The 15,423-nt window shown below is 72.3% G+C and carries 17 protein-coding genes; 8 read left to right on the top strand and 9 right to left on the bottom strand.

What is annotated here, in order from left to right; genetic code table 11:
- Nucleotides 1-14 precede the first annotated feature (14 nt).
- Entirely contained in the window at nucleotides 15-1,031 is a 1,017-nt protein-coding gene (locus DEJ20_RS08750) for a transporter substrate-binding domain-containing protein (protein ID WP_111235947.1), read from the top strand.
- Nucleotides 1,032-1,172: 141 nt separating this feature from the next.
- Here DEJ20_RS08750 and DEJ20_RS08745 read toward each other — a convergent pair whose 3' ends face one another.
- Genes DEJ20_RS08745 through DEJ20_RS08735 form a run of 3 tightly spaced genes read right to left on the bottom strand, consistent with a single transcriptional unit; the run spans nucleotide 1,173 to nucleotide 4,938 of the window.
- The gene (locus DEJ20_RS08745) at nucleotides 1,173-2,315 is read right to left on the bottom strand and encodes an LLM class flavin-dependent oxidoreductase (protein ID WP_111235948.1); all 1,143 of its coding nucleotides are present in this window, start codon (nucleotides 2,313-2,315) and stop codon (nucleotides 1,173-1,175) included.
- The gene (locus DEJ20_RS08740) at nucleotides 2,312-3,697 is read right to left on the bottom strand and encodes an NtaA/DmoA family FMN-dependent monooxygenase (protein WP_111235949.1); all 1,386 of its coding nucleotides are present in this window, start codon (nucleotides 3,695-3,697) and stop codon (nucleotides 2,312-2,314) included. The genes DEJ20_RS08745 and DEJ20_RS08740 overlap by 4 nt, the downstream gene beginning before the upstream one ends.
- The gene (locus DEJ20_RS08735; RefSeq protein ID WP_111235950.1) at nucleotides 3,694-4,938 is read right to left on the bottom strand and encodes an LLM class flavin-dependent oxidoreductase; all 1,245 of its coding nucleotides are present in this window, start codon (nucleotides 4,936-4,938) and stop codon (nucleotides 3,694-3,696) included. The genes DEJ20_RS08740 and DEJ20_RS08735 overlap by 4 nt, the downstream gene beginning before the upstream one ends.
- A 103-nt stretch (nucleotides 4,939-5,041) precedes the next feature.
- Between DEJ20_RS08735 and DEJ20_RS08730 the strand changes: the two genes are divergently transcribed.
- Nucleotides 5,042-5,602, top strand: a complete 561-nt coding sequence (locus tag DEJ20_RS08730; RefSeq protein WP_111235951.1) for a histidine phosphatase family protein — start codon at nucleotides 5,042-5,044, stop codon at nucleotides 5,600-5,602.
- A gap of 69 nt (nucleotides 5,603-5,671) precedes the next feature.
- Here DEJ20_RS08730 and DEJ20_RS08725 read toward each other — a convergent pair whose 3' ends face one another.
- Together DEJ20_RS08725 and DEJ20_RS08720 are read right to left on the bottom strand one after the other, a co-directional pair.
- Nucleotides 5,672-6,694, bottom strand: coding sequence for an SLAC1 family transporter (locus DEJ20_RS08725; protein WP_111235952.1), 1,023 nt, complete (start codon nucleotides 6,692-6,694; stop codon nucleotides 5,672-5,674).
- A 99-nt stretch (nucleotides 6,695-6,793) separates the two neighbouring features.
- The gene (locus tag DEJ20_RS08720; RefSeq protein WP_220035009.1) at nucleotides 6,794-7,642 is read right to left on the bottom strand and encodes a DUF1684 domain-containing protein; all 849 of its coding nucleotides are present in this window, start codon (nucleotides 7,640-7,642) and stop codon (nucleotides 6,794-6,796) included.
- 382 nt (nucleotides 7,643-8,024) lie between these two features.
- Between DEJ20_RS08720 and DEJ20_RS08715 the strand changes: the two genes are divergently transcribed.
- A complete protein-coding gene (locus DEJ20_RS08715) occupies nucleotides 8,025-9,251 on the top strand; it encodes a cobalamin-independent methionine synthase II family protein (RefSeq protein ID WP_111235115.1) in 1,227 nt (408 codons plus the stop codon).
- Nucleotides 9,252-9,466: 215 nt separating this feature from the next.
- Here DEJ20_RS08715 and DEJ20_RS08710 read toward each other — a convergent pair whose 3' ends face one another.
- Entirely contained in the window at nucleotides 9,467-10,429 is a 963-nt protein-coding gene (locus tag DEJ20_RS08710; RefSeq protein WP_111235116.1) for an SDR family NAD(P)-dependent oxidoreductase, read from the bottom strand.
- Nucleotides 10,430-10,504: 75 nt separating this feature from the next.
- On the opposite strand from DEJ20_RS08710, the gene DEJ20_RS08705 reads away from it, so the two are divergent.
- Together DEJ20_RS08705 and DEJ20_RS08700 are read left to right on the top strand one after the other, a co-directional pair.
- On the top strand, nucleotides 10,505-10,765 hold the full coding sequence (locus tag DEJ20_RS08705; protein ID WP_110894369.1) for a hypothetical protein: 261 nt from the start codon (nucleotides 10,505-10,507) through the stop codon (nucleotides 10,763-10,765).
- Between the two features lie 125 nt (nucleotides 10,766-10,890).
- Nucleotides 10,891-11,745, top strand: coding sequence for a glycoside hydrolase family 16 protein (locus DEJ20_RS08700; protein ID WP_111235117.1), 855 nt, complete (start codon nucleotides 10,891-10,893; stop codon nucleotides 11,743-11,745).
- 25 nt (nucleotides 11,746-11,770) lie between these two features.
- Here DEJ20_RS08700 and DEJ20_RS08695 read toward each other — a convergent pair whose 3' ends face one another.
- A complete protein-coding gene (locus tag DEJ20_RS08695; RefSeq protein WP_138803199.1) occupies nucleotides 11,771-11,986 on the bottom strand; it encodes a hypothetical protein in 216 nt (71 codons plus the stop codon).
- Between the two features lie 23 nt (nucleotides 11,987-12,009).
- On the bottom strand, nucleotides 12,010-12,348 hold the full coding sequence (locus DEJ20_RS08690; RefSeq protein WP_111235118.1) for a DUF3140 domain-containing protein: 339 nt from the start codon (nucleotides 12,346-12,348) through the stop codon (nucleotides 12,010-12,012).
- 123 nt (nucleotides 12,349-12,471) lie between these two features.
- Here DEJ20_RS08690 and DEJ20_RS08685 point away from each other — a divergent pair, with 123 nt between their 5' ends.
- From DEJ20_RS08685 to DEJ20_RS08675, 3 genes are all read left to right on the top strand, one after another.
- Complete coding sequence (locus tag DEJ20_RS08685) at nucleotides 12,472-13,692, top strand: alcohol dehydrogenase catalytic domain-containing protein (protein ID WP_111235119.1); 1,221 nt, start codon at nucleotides 12,472-12,474, stop codon at nucleotides 13,690-13,692.
- A 125-nt stretch (nucleotides 13,693-13,817) separates the two neighbouring features.
- The gene (locus tag DEJ20_RS08680) at nucleotides 13,818-13,964 is read left to right on the top strand and encodes a hypothetical protein (RefSeq protein ID WP_155896806.1); all 147 of its coding nucleotides are present in this window, start codon (nucleotides 13,818-13,820) and stop codon (nucleotides 13,962-13,964) included.
- A gap of 64 nt (nucleotides 13,965-14,028) precedes the next feature.
- Nucleotides 14,029-14,976, top strand: a complete 948-nt coding sequence (locus DEJ20_RS08675; protein WP_111235120.1) for a methyltransferase family protein — start codon at nucleotides 14,029-14,031, stop codon at nucleotides 14,974-14,976.
- Here the strand turns inward: DEJ20_RS08675 and DEJ20_RS08670 are convergent.
- The gene (locus DEJ20_RS08670) at nucleotides 14,957-15,373 is read right to left on the bottom strand and encodes a VOC family protein (protein ID WP_111235121.1); all 417 of its coding nucleotides are present in this window, start codon (nucleotides 15,371-15,373) and stop codon (nucleotides 14,957-14,959) included. The genes DEJ20_RS08675 and DEJ20_RS08670 overlap by 20 nt on opposite strands.
- Nucleotides 15,374-15,423: the final 50 nt, after the last annotated feature.

Here is a 15,423-nt window from a genome sequence, read left to right as displayed (position 1 = left end):
CCCCAAGGAGAACCATGTCCACGATCACCCCCGCCCGCTGGCGCAACCGCGCCGGCTTCCTCGTCCTCGCAGCCGGCGTCGTCGTCGCCCTCGCCGGGTGCTCCGCGGGCGCTTCCGCCGACACGAGCGGCGCACCCGACGGCTCCGTCACCATCGGCGCCGCCTCGAACGGTGCGGCGAAGGAGACGACCGTCGAGGTCACCGAGGACACGAAGCTGCACGACGCGCTCCCCGCCGCAGTCCGGAAGTCCGGCAAGCTCACGATCGGCGTGGGGGCCCTGCCCGCCGGGTTCCCGCCGCTCGCCTTCACCGGTGACGACCAGAAGACGATCACCGGTTCGGAGCCCGACCTCGGACGGCTCGTCGCAGCGAAGCTCGGGCTGCGCGCGGACGTGCAGAACGCCACGTGGGACAACCTGTTCGTCGGCATCGACAGCGGCAAGTACGACGCCGGCTTCTCGAACGTCACGGTCACCGAGGAGCGCAAGGAGAAGTACGACTTCGCCTCGTACCGGCAGGACAACCTGGCGTTCCAGGTGCTGGCGTCGAGCTCGCTGCGCTTCGACGGCGACCCGTCCGTGCTCGCGGGGAAGACCCTGTCCGTGAGTTCCGGCACGAACCAGGAGAACATCCTGCTCGAGTGGCAGAAGGAACTCCGGGCGACGGGCGAGGACTTCACGATCAAGTACTACCCGGACGGCAACGCGATCAAGCTCGCGCTCGACTCGGGCAAGATCGACGCGTACTTCGGCCCGAACCCGACGATCGCCTACCAGAACACGCAGAGCAAGGGCACCGCGAAGGCGACGAAGACCGCGGGCACGTACTCCGGCGCCGGCTCGTCACTGCAGGGGCTCATCGCAGCGACGACGAAGCAGGGCAGCGGGATCGCGAAGCCCGTCGCGGCGGCGATCAACGAGCTGATCGAGGACGGCACCTACGCGAAGTGGCTCGCGGCCTACAACCTGTCGAACGAGGCCGTGAAGACGTCCGAGGTGAACCCCGAGGGCCTGCCGCTCGACAACAGCTGAGGTGTGCCGGGACACCCCCGTGGCCATCGTGGTCGCGGGGGTGTCGTGCGTGCGGGGGCCATGCAGCCGATGTGTGCGCAACGAACGACGTCCCACCCGTCGAACGACAGGTGGGACGTCGGAACATGCACACGCAGCGAGCTAGCGCGCAGCCAGAGCGGACTCCCCTTGGACGACAGGCGCCGCCCACTCCGCGGCGAGCAGTTCGTAGGAGCGCACCCGAGCGTCGTGGTCGTGCGCGATCGTCGTGACGAGCAACTCGTCCGCTCCCGTGACCCGTCGGAGCGTCTCGAGCCGTTCCGCGACGTGTGCCGGGTCGCCGACGAACCGGGTCGCGAGCCGGTCCGCCACCGACGCGGCGGCCTCGTCCGGGAGCCGAGCTGCTCGTGCCTCGTCCGGCGTCGAGTACTCGATCGCCCCGACGCCGGAGCGGATCGAGTGCACCCACTGGGCGTACCCGTTCCCGAGCTCGTCCGCCTCGGCCGCGGTCGGCGCCACGAGCACGTCGGCCGACACGATGACGTGCGGGGCCTGGAGCACCCCCGGGCGGAAGGCGTCGCGGTAGGCCTGCACCGACGCCAGGACCGTGCCGGGCGACGTGTGGTAGTTCGCGCCGTACGGCAGCCCGAGCGCGGCGGCGATCCGGGCACTCTCGCCGCCGGTGGAGCCGTGGATCCACAGTTCGACGGCGGCGCCCGCGGCCGGCGGGGCCTCGATCAGCGCACCGTCCCGTGACCACGTGCCCGCGAACAGGCCGCGGATCAGGTCGAGTTCGCCCGCGAACCGCTCGACGTCGCCCGGCACCCGGCCGAGCATCTCTCCCTGCAGGGCGAACCTGCTACCCGGCGCGATGCGGAACTCGAACGGCGCGGGGACGAGCAGGCCGTCGACGACCTGGTCGGTCCGCGGGGCGAGCGACGGCGGCTTCGGGGTGCCGGGTGCTGGTGCTCCTGAGCGGCCGAGCCCGAGGTCGATGCGCGGCCCGTACAGCGCGGCGAGCGTGCCGAAGGTCTCGGCGATCTGCAGCCCCCGGGTGTTGCCGACCAGGGTCGCCGCGCTGCCGACCCGGATGGTCGAGGTGGCTGCGGCGACCGCACCGATGACGATCGTCGGGGCGCTGCCGGCGACCCCGGGGTTCAAGTGGTGCTCGGCGAGCCAGTAGCGGGCGTACCCGGCGCGTTCCGCGGCGACGGCCAGGTCGACCGTGTTCGCCAGGGCCTGGGCCGGCGTCGACCCGGTGCTCACCGGGACGAGGTCGAGGACGGAGAGCGGGACCCGGCTCATGCGAGCACCCGCTGCCGGTCGAGGACCCGTCCGGGCAGGTCGAGCGTCTGCCGGAGCGTTGCCCCCTCGTCGTACGACCTCCGGTAGACCCCGCGCTCCTGCAGCAGCGGGACGACCCGGTCGACGAACTCGTCGAGGCCGTAGGGGTTGGTGTGCGGCACGACGACGAACCCGTCGGTGGCGCGCTCCTGCACGTACCGGTCGATCTCGGCGGCGATGTGTGCGGGCGTCCCGACGAAGCCGCCACGGGTCGAGGCGCGGATGACCAGGTCACGGATCGACAGGTGTTCGGCCGCGGCGAGGTCGCGCCACGACTGCACCAGCGCGGGGACGTCGCGGGTGTGGCGGACGCGGCCACGGGTGATGTCGGCGCCCTCCAGGTCCGGCTCGATCGAGGGCAACGGCCCGTCGACGTCGTACGACGACAGGTCACGGTTCCACACCTGTTCGAGGAACGCGATCGCGGTCGCCGGGCTGACCTGGGCGCGGCGGATCGCCCGGGAACGTTCCTCGGCCTCGTCCGCCGTGTCGCCGAGCACGAAGGTCGCGCCGGGCAGGATCAGCAGCTCGTCCTTCGACCGGCCGACCCGTTCGAGTCGCTCGGTCACGTCGCGGTAGAACGACTGCGCGTCGTCGAACTCGGTGTGCAGCGAGAAGATCACCTCGGCGTGCCCGGCGGCGAGGTCGCGGCCCTCGTCGGAGTCGCCGGCCTGCACGATCACGGGGTGACGCTGGGGGCTGCGCGGGACCGGGAACGTGCCGGCCACGTCGAACTGCGGGCCGTGGTGGTCGACGTCGTGGATGCGGGAGCGGTCGGCGAACACGCCGGCCGCCAGCGGCCCGGCGGCGCCCGACCCGTTCGCCACGATCGCGTCCGACTCCCACGAGTCCCAGAGCTCGCGCGACAGCTCCACGAACTCGGCGGCTCGCGTGTACCGGTCGGCGTGGTCGAGGAACCCGCCACGGCGGAAGTTCGCACCGTGGAACGCGTCCGAGCTCGTCACGACGTTCCAGCCGGCGCGGCCGACGGTCAGGTGGTCGAGCGTGGCGAGCTGCTTCGCGAGCTCGACGGGCTCGTTGAAGGTCGTCTGCAGGGTGCCGACGAGCCCGATGTGGTCGGTGACGCCGGCCAGCGCCGCAAGGATCGCGAGCGTGTTCGGACGCCCGACGACGTCGAGGTCGTGGATGCGTCCCTTCTGCTCGCGCAGCCGCAGCCCCTCGGCGAGGAACAGGAAGTCGAAGAACCCGCGCTCGGCGTTCCGGGCGAAGTGCTCGAACGACGAGAACGCGATCTGGCTCTCGGCGCGGTCGTCGCTCCAGACGGTGGTGTTGTTGACGCCCGGGAAGTGGGCGGCGAGGTGGACCTGACGCTTGACGCTCATGCTGAGACCCCCGAGGAGACGGAACCGACACCGACACCGGAACCGACACCGGCACCGGTGACCGCAGGACGCGCGTACCGGCTGACCGCCGGCGCGATGCCGAGCCGCGTGCGCAGGTCGGCGGTGGGACGGGACGCCACGTCGGCGCGGAGCCCCGCGGTGACGAGCGCCGGGACGAGCTGGCGCGCGATGGCGGTGCTGTCGACCGGGATGCGCAGCGGACGGAGCCGCACGCCGGCGTACCCGAGCGCCCGCAGGTCCGCGATCCGTGTCACCAGGTCCGGCACCGTCGTCGCGAGGACGGACGTGTCCGACCCGGAGCCGACGGCGTACGGGCCGCCGGCGGCCGCGTCGAGCGCGGCGAGCTCGTCGGCGGCGGCGGCCGGCGACGACCCGATGAGCACCGCGAGATCCGCGAGGACGGGACGACGGAGGTCGGACCCGGCCGCCTGCTCGGCGTCACGGACGAGTGCCAGCGCAGCACGTTCCTCCAGGCCGTCGAAGCCGGGCGTGACCAGCACGACGTCCGCGGCGTCCACGGCGAACGCCGCAGCGTCGGCGCGGTGTGCGAGCGAGAAGACCGGCGGCCGTCCCTGCGGCGACCGCGGCACGATGGACGCGCCGTGCACCGACACGAACGAGCCGGAGAACGCCGCGTCGTGGATGCGGTCGCGGTCGATGAAGCGGCCGGTCGTGACGTCGCGGATGATCGCGTCGTCGTCCCAGCTGTCCCAGAGGCGGGCGACGACCTCGGCGGCCTCGCGGGCCTCGTCGAACAGCGTGGCCGCGTCGTCGCCGCCGGGGCGGCGGCCGAACAGCGCGGCCTCGCGGGTCGTCGGGCTCACCTGGATCCGCCATCCGGCTCGCCCCAGCGAGACGTGATCGAGGGTCTGGAGGCCCGTGGCGACGTGGAACGGTTCCGTGTGCGTGACCGAGACGGTCGGCACCAGACCGATCGCGCGGGTCGCGGGGGCGACCGCGCTCGCGACCAGGAGGGCATCGAGGCGGCCGACGACGGTCGACGTGTCGAGGTCGCCGTCGGGGTCGGTGGGGCCGGCGGTGAACGAGTCCTCGAGGGTGACGGCGTCGATGCCGAGCCGGTCCTGCTCGACGACGACGTCGCGCCAGTGCCGGAGGCTCGTGAGGCGCTGTGCTGCCGGGCCGGCGGCGCGCCAGGCGGCGGGGTGCCACCCGGCGCCCTGCAGCGCGGTGACGAGGGTGATGCGGTCGGGCACGGTCATGGGGCGACGCTAGGACGGTTCGGCCGGGCGGCGAAGCGGTGTTGCGGAACGTGACCGACGGTGTCGCCGTGTGACGCGCCTCGCACCGTGCGAGGATCGCCGGATGGTCTCGTCGTTCCTGACCCACGCTGAAGTGGTGGTCGACCCCGCGGTGCCGATCGAGTCGTGGGGGCTGTCGCCCGAGGGTCGCGTCCGGGCCGCCGCCGCACACCGGCTCGCGTGGGCCCCGGGCTCGCGGCGGATCGTCTCGAGCACCGAGCGCAAGGCCGTCGAGACCGCCGACCTGCTCGCCAGCGCCGTCGGGCTGCCGGTCGAGCACGACCCCCTGCTGGGCGAGATCGACCGGAGCGCGACCGGGTACCTGCCGCCGTCCGAGTTCGAGGCCGTCGTCGACGCGTTCTTCGCGGAGCCCGAGCAGTCGGTCCGCGGCTGGGAGCGAGCCATCGACGCCCAGGCGCGCATCGTCGCGGCCGTCCGCCGGCACTGCGCCACCGGCGACGCCACGATCGTGTCGCACGGCGCGGTCGGCGCGCTGCTCCTGGCCCACCTGCGCGGCGTCCCGATCACGCGCGCCCTCGACCAGCCCGGCATGGGCAGCGTCTTCCACTTCGACGCGCCCGCCTGGCGGGCGACCGGCGGCTGGAGACGCGTCCCCGCGACCTGACGGGAGGCGCGGGGCGGGGCCGCCACGGGCCTCCCGTCCGCCGCCTGTGCAGCCCGACCGCCCTGCTCGTCAGACCACGCGGGTCGCGCCCGTCACGGGGCCGGGGGCGGCGTCCTCGTCGTCGGCGTCGTGCAGGGTCCGCTCGGCCTGCCCGAGCAGGTGGTGCACGGCGAGGCCGATCGAGCGGGCACCGACGACCGCGACGAGCACGCTCAGCAGCGCCAGCAACGCGGCGGTGGGGATCCAGGCGGACGGCAGCGCGAGTGCCCGGAACCACTCCACTGCGGCGGTGGCGACCGCGGCGGCCGGGAACACGAACGACCAGAACCCGAGCGAGAACGCCAGGCGGACGTACCGCGGCAGCAGGGCCAGCTGCACGAGGACCATCAGGACGCCGAGGCCCGCGATGGCCTGCACGGGCAGGGTCACAGCACCGTCGGTGAGGGCGAACACCGACAGGGTGGCGACCGCCGGCGGCGCGACCAGGATCGCCATCGTCGGCACGAGCGGCCCCGGCAGCGCCGGTCGGAACGCCAGCCGGATGAGCAGCAGGCCGGTCATGACGCCCCAGAAGAACACGCCGACGCCGAGGGCCGGCCAGGACAGCCAGCCGACGCCGACCTCGTGCGTGGCGACCGAGGCGACCAGGGCCGCGGCGACGGTCGGCAGCAGGTAGCCGCCGTGCACGGACTCCAGGGCGAGTCGACCCTCGAACCAGGTGCTCAGCAGCCAGGCGGCGAACCCCGCCGCGGTGGCCACGGCGGCGAGCACCACGACCTGCCCGGCGACGGGGGCGAACCGCGCCAGGTCGACGCCGAGCAGCATCGCGGTCGCGGGGACGAGCGCGGCGATCGGGCCCTGCGCCGGGTGGCGGAGCTGGTCGACGAGCCGTTCGCTGACGCGTGCGCCGCGGACGGCGTGCGCACCGAGCAGCCACACCCACGCGACGGCTGCGATCGCCCAGAACACCTGCGGCACCACGTCGGGCAGGTGCAGCACGGGGGCGGCGTACGACCACGTCTCGGCGAAACCGGCGAGGCCGAACGGGACGGCGAGGGTGTTGAGCGGGATGCGGGAGGTGGGTCGTGGCATGGCTCCCCCATTCTCCTGGACGGGTCGGCTGCACCGGTGCGCGGCCGCGGGCCGTGCGCGCTCGGCCGTGCGCGCCCGCGGGCCGTGCGTGCTCCGCGGTCAGGCTGCGGGCAGCTGCTCGCCTGCCTCGACCGCGACGTCGAGCCGGTTCTCGGCGGGCGGCAGCGGGCAGGTCGCGTGCGGGGTGTAGGCGCACGGCAGGTTCGTCGCCCGGTTGAAGTCGATGCGGGTGGCACCGTCGGCATCCGGTGCGGCGATGTCGAGACTCCGGTTCGCCGCGTAGGTCGTGACCCCGCTCGTGCGGTCGGTGAACAGCACATGCAGGCCGCCGGCGTGCCCGTTGAACGCCAGGAGCGACCGTGGCCCGTCGAGGTCGAACGTCAGGACGCCGGGGGCCTCGTACACGTGCAGCAAGCCGTCGACGACGCTGCCGACGGTGACCTCACGCGGAGTGTCGAACGGCTCGAAGTGCGCGTCCACGACGAAGCGCTCAGCAGGGGCGTACGCCGGGGTGCCCTGGTACTCGACGCGAGTCGGGTTCGACGGGTGCCGCGGGCGCAGCAGGTCACTGCCGCCGCGCCGGGCGACCTCGATCACCCCGGTCTCGTCGCCGTCGTGCCACACCACGTTCGTGCTCGAGCGCTCCGGCAGCGGGCCGAACCGGTGCGTCCCGGTGACCGGCTGTCCGTCGACGTCGATCGTCTCGTCGTCGGCCAGTGCGACCACCGGGCCGTCCTCGTCCGTCGACCAGCTGCCCGGGGCGTCCTCGAACCGTTCCGGCGTCGCGGTGAGCCAACGGATGCTCGTGATCGCGAGGAAGCCGTGTTCGCTCGCCCGGGCCTGCTCGTGGTCGTCGTGCCACGTGGTCCACGCTTCGGCGAAGGTCGGTGCGGTCGGGGCGGTCGGGTTCGTCGTGGTGGTGTCGCTCGTCGGGGTCGTCGTGCTCATGGGTCGACCGTACGACTCGTGGCCCGGTGGCGCGACGATCGTGTCGCCGTGCGTCGGCGGGGGTCGGGCGCGGGCGGGGCGGGGGCGGGCGGCGGGCGGGGGCGGGCGCGCACGGGCCGGGCCGATGCGGAACGACACCGTCGACGTCGTACGACATCGACCCTGTCGTTCGCACGCGCCCGCAACTGTCCGCGCGCGCAACAGGCGACCGAGTCGGTGTCGTACGACATCGACCCTGTCGTTCGGCGTCCACACGAAGCCACAGTCGCGCAACGTAACGGGCCCGTCCCCTCGTGGCAGAGTGGCACTGCAGCGCACCGCGAAGCCTCGCGCGCGGCCCCCGACTCCCGACAGTCCGCACCCATCGAGAGGAAGGCAGCGCATGCCCTTCGAGAACACCGACCGCATCCAGGCCACCACCGCCGGATCGCTCCCCCGCACCCCGGAGCTCATCGCCGCGAACGCCGCGCGGCCCGTGGCCGCCGACGGCTTCACGCTCGAGGCCACCGACGAGGTCCGTGCCCTGACGAGCGCGGCCGTCGACGACGTGGTCGCACGGCAGACCGCGCTGGGCATCACGCAGCCCGGCGACGGCGAGTTCGGCAAGGCGATGTCGAACAGCGTCGACTACGGCGCCTGGTGGGGCTACTCGTTCCAGCGCGTCAGCGGCCTGAGCCTGACCGACGAGAACATCTTCTCGCAGCAGCCGGTCCGGTCCACCCCGGGAGACATCCGGCTGACGAGCTTCCCGGATCGCCGCGACTGGACGATCTTCCACGACGCCTACACCGACCCCGAGTCGGGCATCGGCACCGGCAAGAACGCCACCGCGTTCCCCACCACGACCGGCCCGATCACCTACACCGGCCACGAGGCCGCAGCCACCGACGCCGCCAACCTCAAGCACGCGGTCGAGGCCGCCGGCGCGGACAACGGCTTCATCACGGCGCTCTCCCCCGGTTCAGCCGCCCGCATCGCGAACGAGTACTACGCGACGGAGGACGAACACATCTGGGCGTGGGCCGACGCCCTGCGCGAGGAGTACACGACGATCCTCGACGCCGGCCTCGTGCTGCAGATCGACGACCCCTCGATCGCCGAGAACTGGGACCAGATCAACCCCGAGCCGAGCATCGAGGACTACCGCGCCTTCACCCGCATCCGTGTCGAGGCGCTCAACCACGCACTGCGGGGCCTCGACACCAGCCGCGTGCGCTTCCACCTGTGCTGGGGTTCCTGGCACGGACCGCACACCACCGACATCGAGCTCCGCCACATCGTCGACCTGATGCTCGACATCGACGCCGGCGCCTACTCGTTCGAGGCCGCGAACGCCCGCCACGAGCACGAGTGGACCGTCTGGCAGGACGTCACCCTGCCCGAGGGCAAGGTCATCGTCCCCGGTGTCGTCGGCCATGCCACGAACGTCGTCGAGCACCCCGACCTCGTCGCGCAGCGCATCGAGCGGTTCGCCTCGGTGGTCGGGCGTGAGCGCGTCATCGCCGGCACGGACTGCGGCCTCGGCGGCCGCGTGCACCCGCAGATCGCCGCGGCGAAGCTCGAGTCGCTCGGTGAGGGTGCCCGGCGCGCGAGCGCGAAGCTCTTCTAGCCGCCCGTTCCTTCCCAGAACGGCCGCGATAGCTGGCGAGATCGGGCGTACCTGCTACGAAAGACACGGCAGGTACGCCCGATTCCGCCAGGTACGCCCGATTCCGCCAGGTACGCCCGGTTCGGGCAGGTACGCCCGGATTCGGACGCATGCGCGGACGGACGGGAGGCCCGGTGCCAGCTGGCACCGGGCCTCCAGTCCGTCCGCGGATGCGTCTACCGACGCGAGCGGCCGAGCACGACCGCCGCGCCCGCAGCGGCGACGCCGAGCCAGACGAGGGGGCGCGTGACGCGCCGTCGCTTCGCGACCCAGCCGCCGTCCGTCGCGTTCGCGGCGTCGGCGGGGGCGTAGAGGTTCCCGTCGGTCGGGGCGCCCTCGCCACGGAGCGCGAACGTCTCCACCATCGGCTTCGTGATCTTGTGGAACAGGCCCGGGAACACGTACTGCAGCGGCACGAGCGATGCCTGGATGCGTCCGACGAAGCGGTAGCGCTTGGGGTGCGTGGCGGCCTGCACGACGGCACGTCCGGCCCGCTCGACCGAGACGGTGGGCGGCAGCGGGTGCGAGGTCTTGCCGGTGTAGTTGGCACCGTTCTGGTAGATCGGGGTGTCGATCGTGGACGGCAGCAGCGCGGTGAACTTGATGCCGGTGCCCGCGAACTCGTCACCGAGCACGTCGACCAGGCCGAGCGCAGCGTGCTTGCTCGTCACGTACGCCGACTGGTACGGCGCCGAGAGCAGCGACTGGATCGAGCCGACGAGCACGTAGGTGCCCTTCCCGCGCTGCTTCCAGTGCGGCAGCAGGTGCGTGATGGCGTTGAGGTGCCCGTACAGGTTCGTGTCGACGACGCGCTTGAACGCCTCGGTGGGGGTCTGCTCGAACAGGCCGTAGACGAACAGGGCCGCGTTGCCGACGAAGACGTCGATGCGACCGAAGCGGGTCGTCACCGTGCCGATGAGGTCCTTGACCTGGTGCTCGTCGGCGACATCCGTCGGGATCGCGATGGCTTCGGCGCCGAGCTTCCGGCACTCGGCGGCTGCGGCCTCGAGCGAGTCGTGCCCGCGTGCGGCGAGCACGAGCGTGGCGCCCTGCCGGGCGAACTCGTGTGCGGCGGCCCTCCCGATGCCGCTCGATGCTCCGGTGATGACGACGATCTTCCCGCGGTACCGATGTCCCATGTGTCCTTGGTACCCGGCCGTGGTCCGTTCCCGCACAGCCGGGTCGTACCCCTGCACGCGGTGCGAAGATGGAGCATGCGCAAGGACGACCTGACCGTCGACGAAGCCGCGGTCATCGCCGAGCACGCCCGCGCCGGTGTCCTCGACGTCGACGACCCCGAGGTGCGGAAGGTCGTCGAGCAGGCGAACCGGGTGCTGGTCCGTGCACAGATGTGGGGCGAGGAGCGGAGCCCGAAGCTGCGCCGCCGCCGACGGTTCATCGCGGTCGGCGCCCTCGTGATGGTGCTCGTCTGGGTTGCGGGGTTGCTCGTGCCGCTGGCGATGCGCTTCGGCTGACGGGTCCGTCAGCGCCGGCTGCGGTGTGCGCGGGGTGGATCAACCACGGTGCGGCCCTGGTCTGACTCGTCCGGATGGTGCATGATCCGACGACCACACCACCATCGCGCTGCAGGGAGCACGACATGGACCAGCACATCGATCGACGGCGCTTCATGACGCTCGGACTCGCCGGAGCCGCGACGACCGCCCTCGGCGCGACGGCGATCCCGGATGGCTCGGCACAGGCCGTGACCCGAGTTGCGGCGCCGGCCGCTGCCCCTGTGCTGCTCGCCGCCGACGAGTTCGACGGCTCGGCCGGCAGCGCGCCGAACCCGGGGATCTGGCGGTACGACCTGGGCGCGGGCGGCTGGGGCAACGCGGAGCTGCAGACCTACACGGACTCGCGGCGGAACGCGGCGCTCGACGGTGCCGGCAACCTCGTGATCACCGCACACCGCGAAGCCGACGGCTCGTACTCGTCGGCCCGGCTGAAGTCCGAGAGCACCTACACCGCGCAGTACGGCCGCATCGAGGCGCGGATCCGGATCCCCCGCGGCCAGGGCATCTGGCCGGCGTTCTGGATGCTCGGCGCGGACATCGGGCAGGTCGGGTGGCCGGCGTGCGGGGAGATCGACGTGATGGAGAACGTCGGGTACGAGCCGGGGATCGTGCACGGCACGGTGCACGGGCCCGGGTACTCCGGCGCGCAGGGCATCTCGGCGGCGTACACGAACCCGTCCGGAGCAGCGTTCGCCGACGACTTCCACGTGTACGGGGTCGACTGGCGCCCCGGCTCGATCACCTGGACGGTCGACGGTGTCGCGTACCGGACGGTCACCCGGGCCGACGTCGGCTCGGCCCCGTGGGTGTTCGACAAGCCGTTCTTCGTGATCCTCAACGTCGCGGTCGGCGGGGACTGGCCGGGTTCGCCGGACGCCTCGACGCGGTTCCCGCAGCAGATGACGATCGACTGGCTGCGGGTCCACCAGAACGCCTAGCCGGGATCCCCGAGGCGGAAGAGCGTCAGGGACGGCGGTTCGCCCGGGCGACGAGCCACAGGTAGGTGCTGTGCCCGACCAGGGCGAGTCCGAAGAACACCGCGGCGACCGCGTACACCCGGTCGAGCTTGCCCTGCCCGATCACGAGCATCACGACGCAGAACGCGACGGCGATCGCGAGGACCCCGACCTGCACGGTCGACCAGATCCGTCGGAAGCGCGGCATGCCCGTCTCGTTCACGCCACCCATTCTGCCCGATGCCGTCAGTGCTTCTCCGGGTCGTGGCCCCAGTTCATGAGCGAGTACCGCCAGGGGGTGTCGTGCACGTCGCCGTCGGGCCGCTGCTCCGAGTGCCGGGCGACGTAGCCGACGACCTTCCGCATGTGCGCCAGGTCGTCGTCGGTGCGGTCGGCCTTGTGCTTCTCGAGGATGCGGATGATGTGCCGGCCGCTCTCGTGCCCGGTCGATTCGCCGCCGCCGGAGGGCTTCTGCCCGACGGCTTTCGACTCGTCGGTGTCGAGCCACTTCCGCAGCTCGGTGGCCGTCATGTTCACCGCGTGGTCGAAGTCGGCCCGGGTCTGCTCGTCGTCGTGCTCGCTCATGCGGTCGAGACAACCCGACGGCGCTGGACGACCGCGCAGGGCGGATGCGCCTCCGACCGCGCCCAGCCCCTCGCGCGTTTCCTGACCCTGCGAACCCCGCACCCGAACAGGAAGAGGCATCACATGCGCGCAGTCGTGTGGCACGGCATCGGCGACATCCGGCTCGACGAGGTCCCGCAGCCGTCGATCCAGGACCCGGAGGACGCGATCGTCCGGATCACCCGCAGTGCGATCTGCGGCACCGATCTGCACTTCGTCCGCGGCACCATGGCACCGATGGTCGAGGGCACGATCCTCGGTCACGAGGCCGTCGGCGTCGTCACCGAGGTCGGGGACGCGGTGCGCGGCTTCAGCCCCGGCGACCGCGTCGTCATCAACTCCACGGTGTCCTGCGGTGCCTGCCGGTACTGCCGGATGGGCAAGACCGCCCAGTGCGACCGCTCGAACAGCAACGGACCGCAGGCGGGCACCGCATTCTTCGGCGGCCCCGCCTCGACCGGACCGGTCGACGGCATGCAGGCCGAGTACGTCCGCGTCCCGTGGGCCCGCAACACCATGCACCCGCTCCCGGACACCGTCTCCGACGAGCAGGCGATCCTGCTGTCCGACATCTTCCCCACGGGGTGGTTCGGCGCGGAGCTCGCGGGCGTCACGCGCGGTGACGTCGTGGTGGTGTTCGGCGCCGGGATCGTCGGACAGTTCGCGGCGGCCTCGGCGTACAAGCAGGGTGCTGCCCGCGTCATCGTCGTCGACGGCGAGGAGACCCGGCTCGCCGCCGCGCTCGCCCAGCACTGCGAGGTCGTCGACTACAACGCCGAGGACCCGGTCGAGACGATCATGTCGCTGACCGACGGCATCGGTGCGGACTGCGTGATCGATGCGGTCGGCGTGGACGCCGAGCGCCCGAAGCGCGGCCCGGCGGCGGTCGACCAGGACCAGGCGGCGGCGTTCGACGCCGAGGTCGCGGCGGTCGCGCCCGATGCCGCGCCCGACGGTTTCGGGGAGCAGCAGCAGTGGAAGCCCGGCGACGGCCCCTCGCAGGTGGCTCGCTGGGCGGTGGCGAGCGTGGCGAAGTACGGCCGCATCGGGATCATCGGGGTGTACGGACCGACCGCCGAGCACTACCCGATCGGCGAGGCGATGCTCAAGAACCTGACCGTGCGGATGGGGAACTGCGACCACCACTCCGTCACCCCGCCGCTGATCGACATGGTGGCCGCCGGACAGTTCGACCCGACGGCCCTGATCACCGAGCACGAGCCGATCACCGACGCGATCGCTGCCTACCAGGCGTTCGACCGACGCGAACCCGGCTGGATCAAGGTCGAGCTCGGCACCTCCTGAACCGAACGCGACGCACCGGAACGCGCTGCACCGGAACGCGCTGCGCCGGACCGAGACGACACCGGGTGGGAATGGAACGGCCCCGCCCGGTGTCGAACTCTCCACCGACCACGAAGGAGCCCACCATGAGCCTTGACCTCCACAAGAGCACCGGCACCGGAACCGTCACCGACGAGCGCACCTGCCTGCCGAAGCCCGTCCTGCCCAGCCTGCACGACGAGCGCACCCCGTCCTTCGGCCGCTGGCTCGGACAGATCAACCACACCGACTGACCCACCAGCGGGGGCGAGGGTGCCCACGGCCCGGGCCCTCGCCGCGCACTGCTACCGTGCACCCATGTCCTGGGGCCGGCGGTACTACGCGCTGCAAGCCGTCGGCGGAGCGGCCTGGTGGATCGCCGTCGCGACGCTGCCGTGGATCCGCACGGCGACGCTCGGCTCGCTCGACCCGGTGCTCGTCGCCGTGTTCGACATCCCGCTGTTCGTCGTCGGTTCGGCCCTCGCCGCCGCCGGTGTCCGAGCCGCCGCGGTGGTCACGACGGTGTGGACCGCCCTGGTGCTCGTCGCCCTGAGCGTCTGGGCCACCGTGACCGGCGAGGCCGGCTGGGGCGTGCTCGTCATGCTGGCCGCCACGATCGGCTCGGCCCTCGCCCTCGCCCTGGTGCTGCTCGGACGGGTCCCGACGGAGTGGGTGACGACCGGTCCGCTGCGGATCCGAACCGCTGACGCCAGCGCCCCGCGCTCCCGCCACGTCACCGCGACCGTGCTGCAGATCATCGTCTTCTGGGGCCTGTTCCTCGGGGTGTTCCCCCTGGTCATCGCGTTCGCCGAGCACCGCTGGGGCCTGCACCCGCAGCTGCCGACACCCTTCGTCACCACCCTCACCGTCGTCGGTGTGGTCGTGCTCCTGCTGGCGAGCGCGCTCGGCATCGCGTCGGCAGCGGCGATGTCGACGAAGGGCGCGGGCACGCCGCTGCCCTCGGCCACCGCGAACCGCCTGGTGGTCGCCGGGCCGTACCGGTCGGTGCGGAACCCGATGGCACTGGCCGGCATCACCCAGGGCGTCGCCGTCGGCCTGCTGCTGTCGTCGTGGCTGATCGTCGTCTACGCGGTCGCCGGTTCCGTGGTCTGGAACTGCGTCGTCCGCCCGGTCGAGGAATCCGACCTGGCGGAACGGTTCGGCGACGACTTCCGTCGCTACGCCGAGCAGGTCCGGTGCTGGGTGCCGCGGTGGCCGGTGCCGGCACGCGTGGGTTCGGTGCCGCTCAGCTCGTCGCGCCGCTGATGTTGACCAGCCACGACACCCCGTGGCGGTCGGTCAGCATGCCGAAGGTGTCGCCCCAGGGCGCGGTGGTGAGTGGTTCGATGATCGTCGCGCCCTGGGCGAGGCCGTTCCACCAGCGCGTCAGCAGTTCGTGGTCGTCACCGCTGAGCGACAGCGAGATGCTGCTCTCGGCCGGCGTCGGCATGCCGGACGGCGCGTCCGAGGCCATCAGGAGCAGGCCCTTGTCGCCGTCGAGCTGGCCGTGCATCACCTTGTCGGCGTCGGCGGGGTCCTGGCTCATGCCGGCTTCACCGAACGTGCCGATGGTGAGCGTGCCACCGAAGACCGAGTGGTAGAACTCGAGCGCTTCGCGGGCGCCGCTCCGGAACCCGAGGTAGGGGTTGAGGCGAACGGTCATGACGATCTCCCTCGTCCTGCGCGGGCGCCGTCGCCCGCGTCGTGATCATC

Source organism: Curtobacterium sp. MCSS17_005 (assembly GCF_003234225.2).
GTDB lineage: Bacteria > Actinomycetota > Actinomycetes > Actinomycetales > Microbacteriaceae > Curtobacterium > Curtobacterium flaccumfaciens.
The sequence above is the reverse complement of the archived record's forward strand: the minus strand, read 5'-3'. Positions and strand labels throughout refer to the sequence as shown.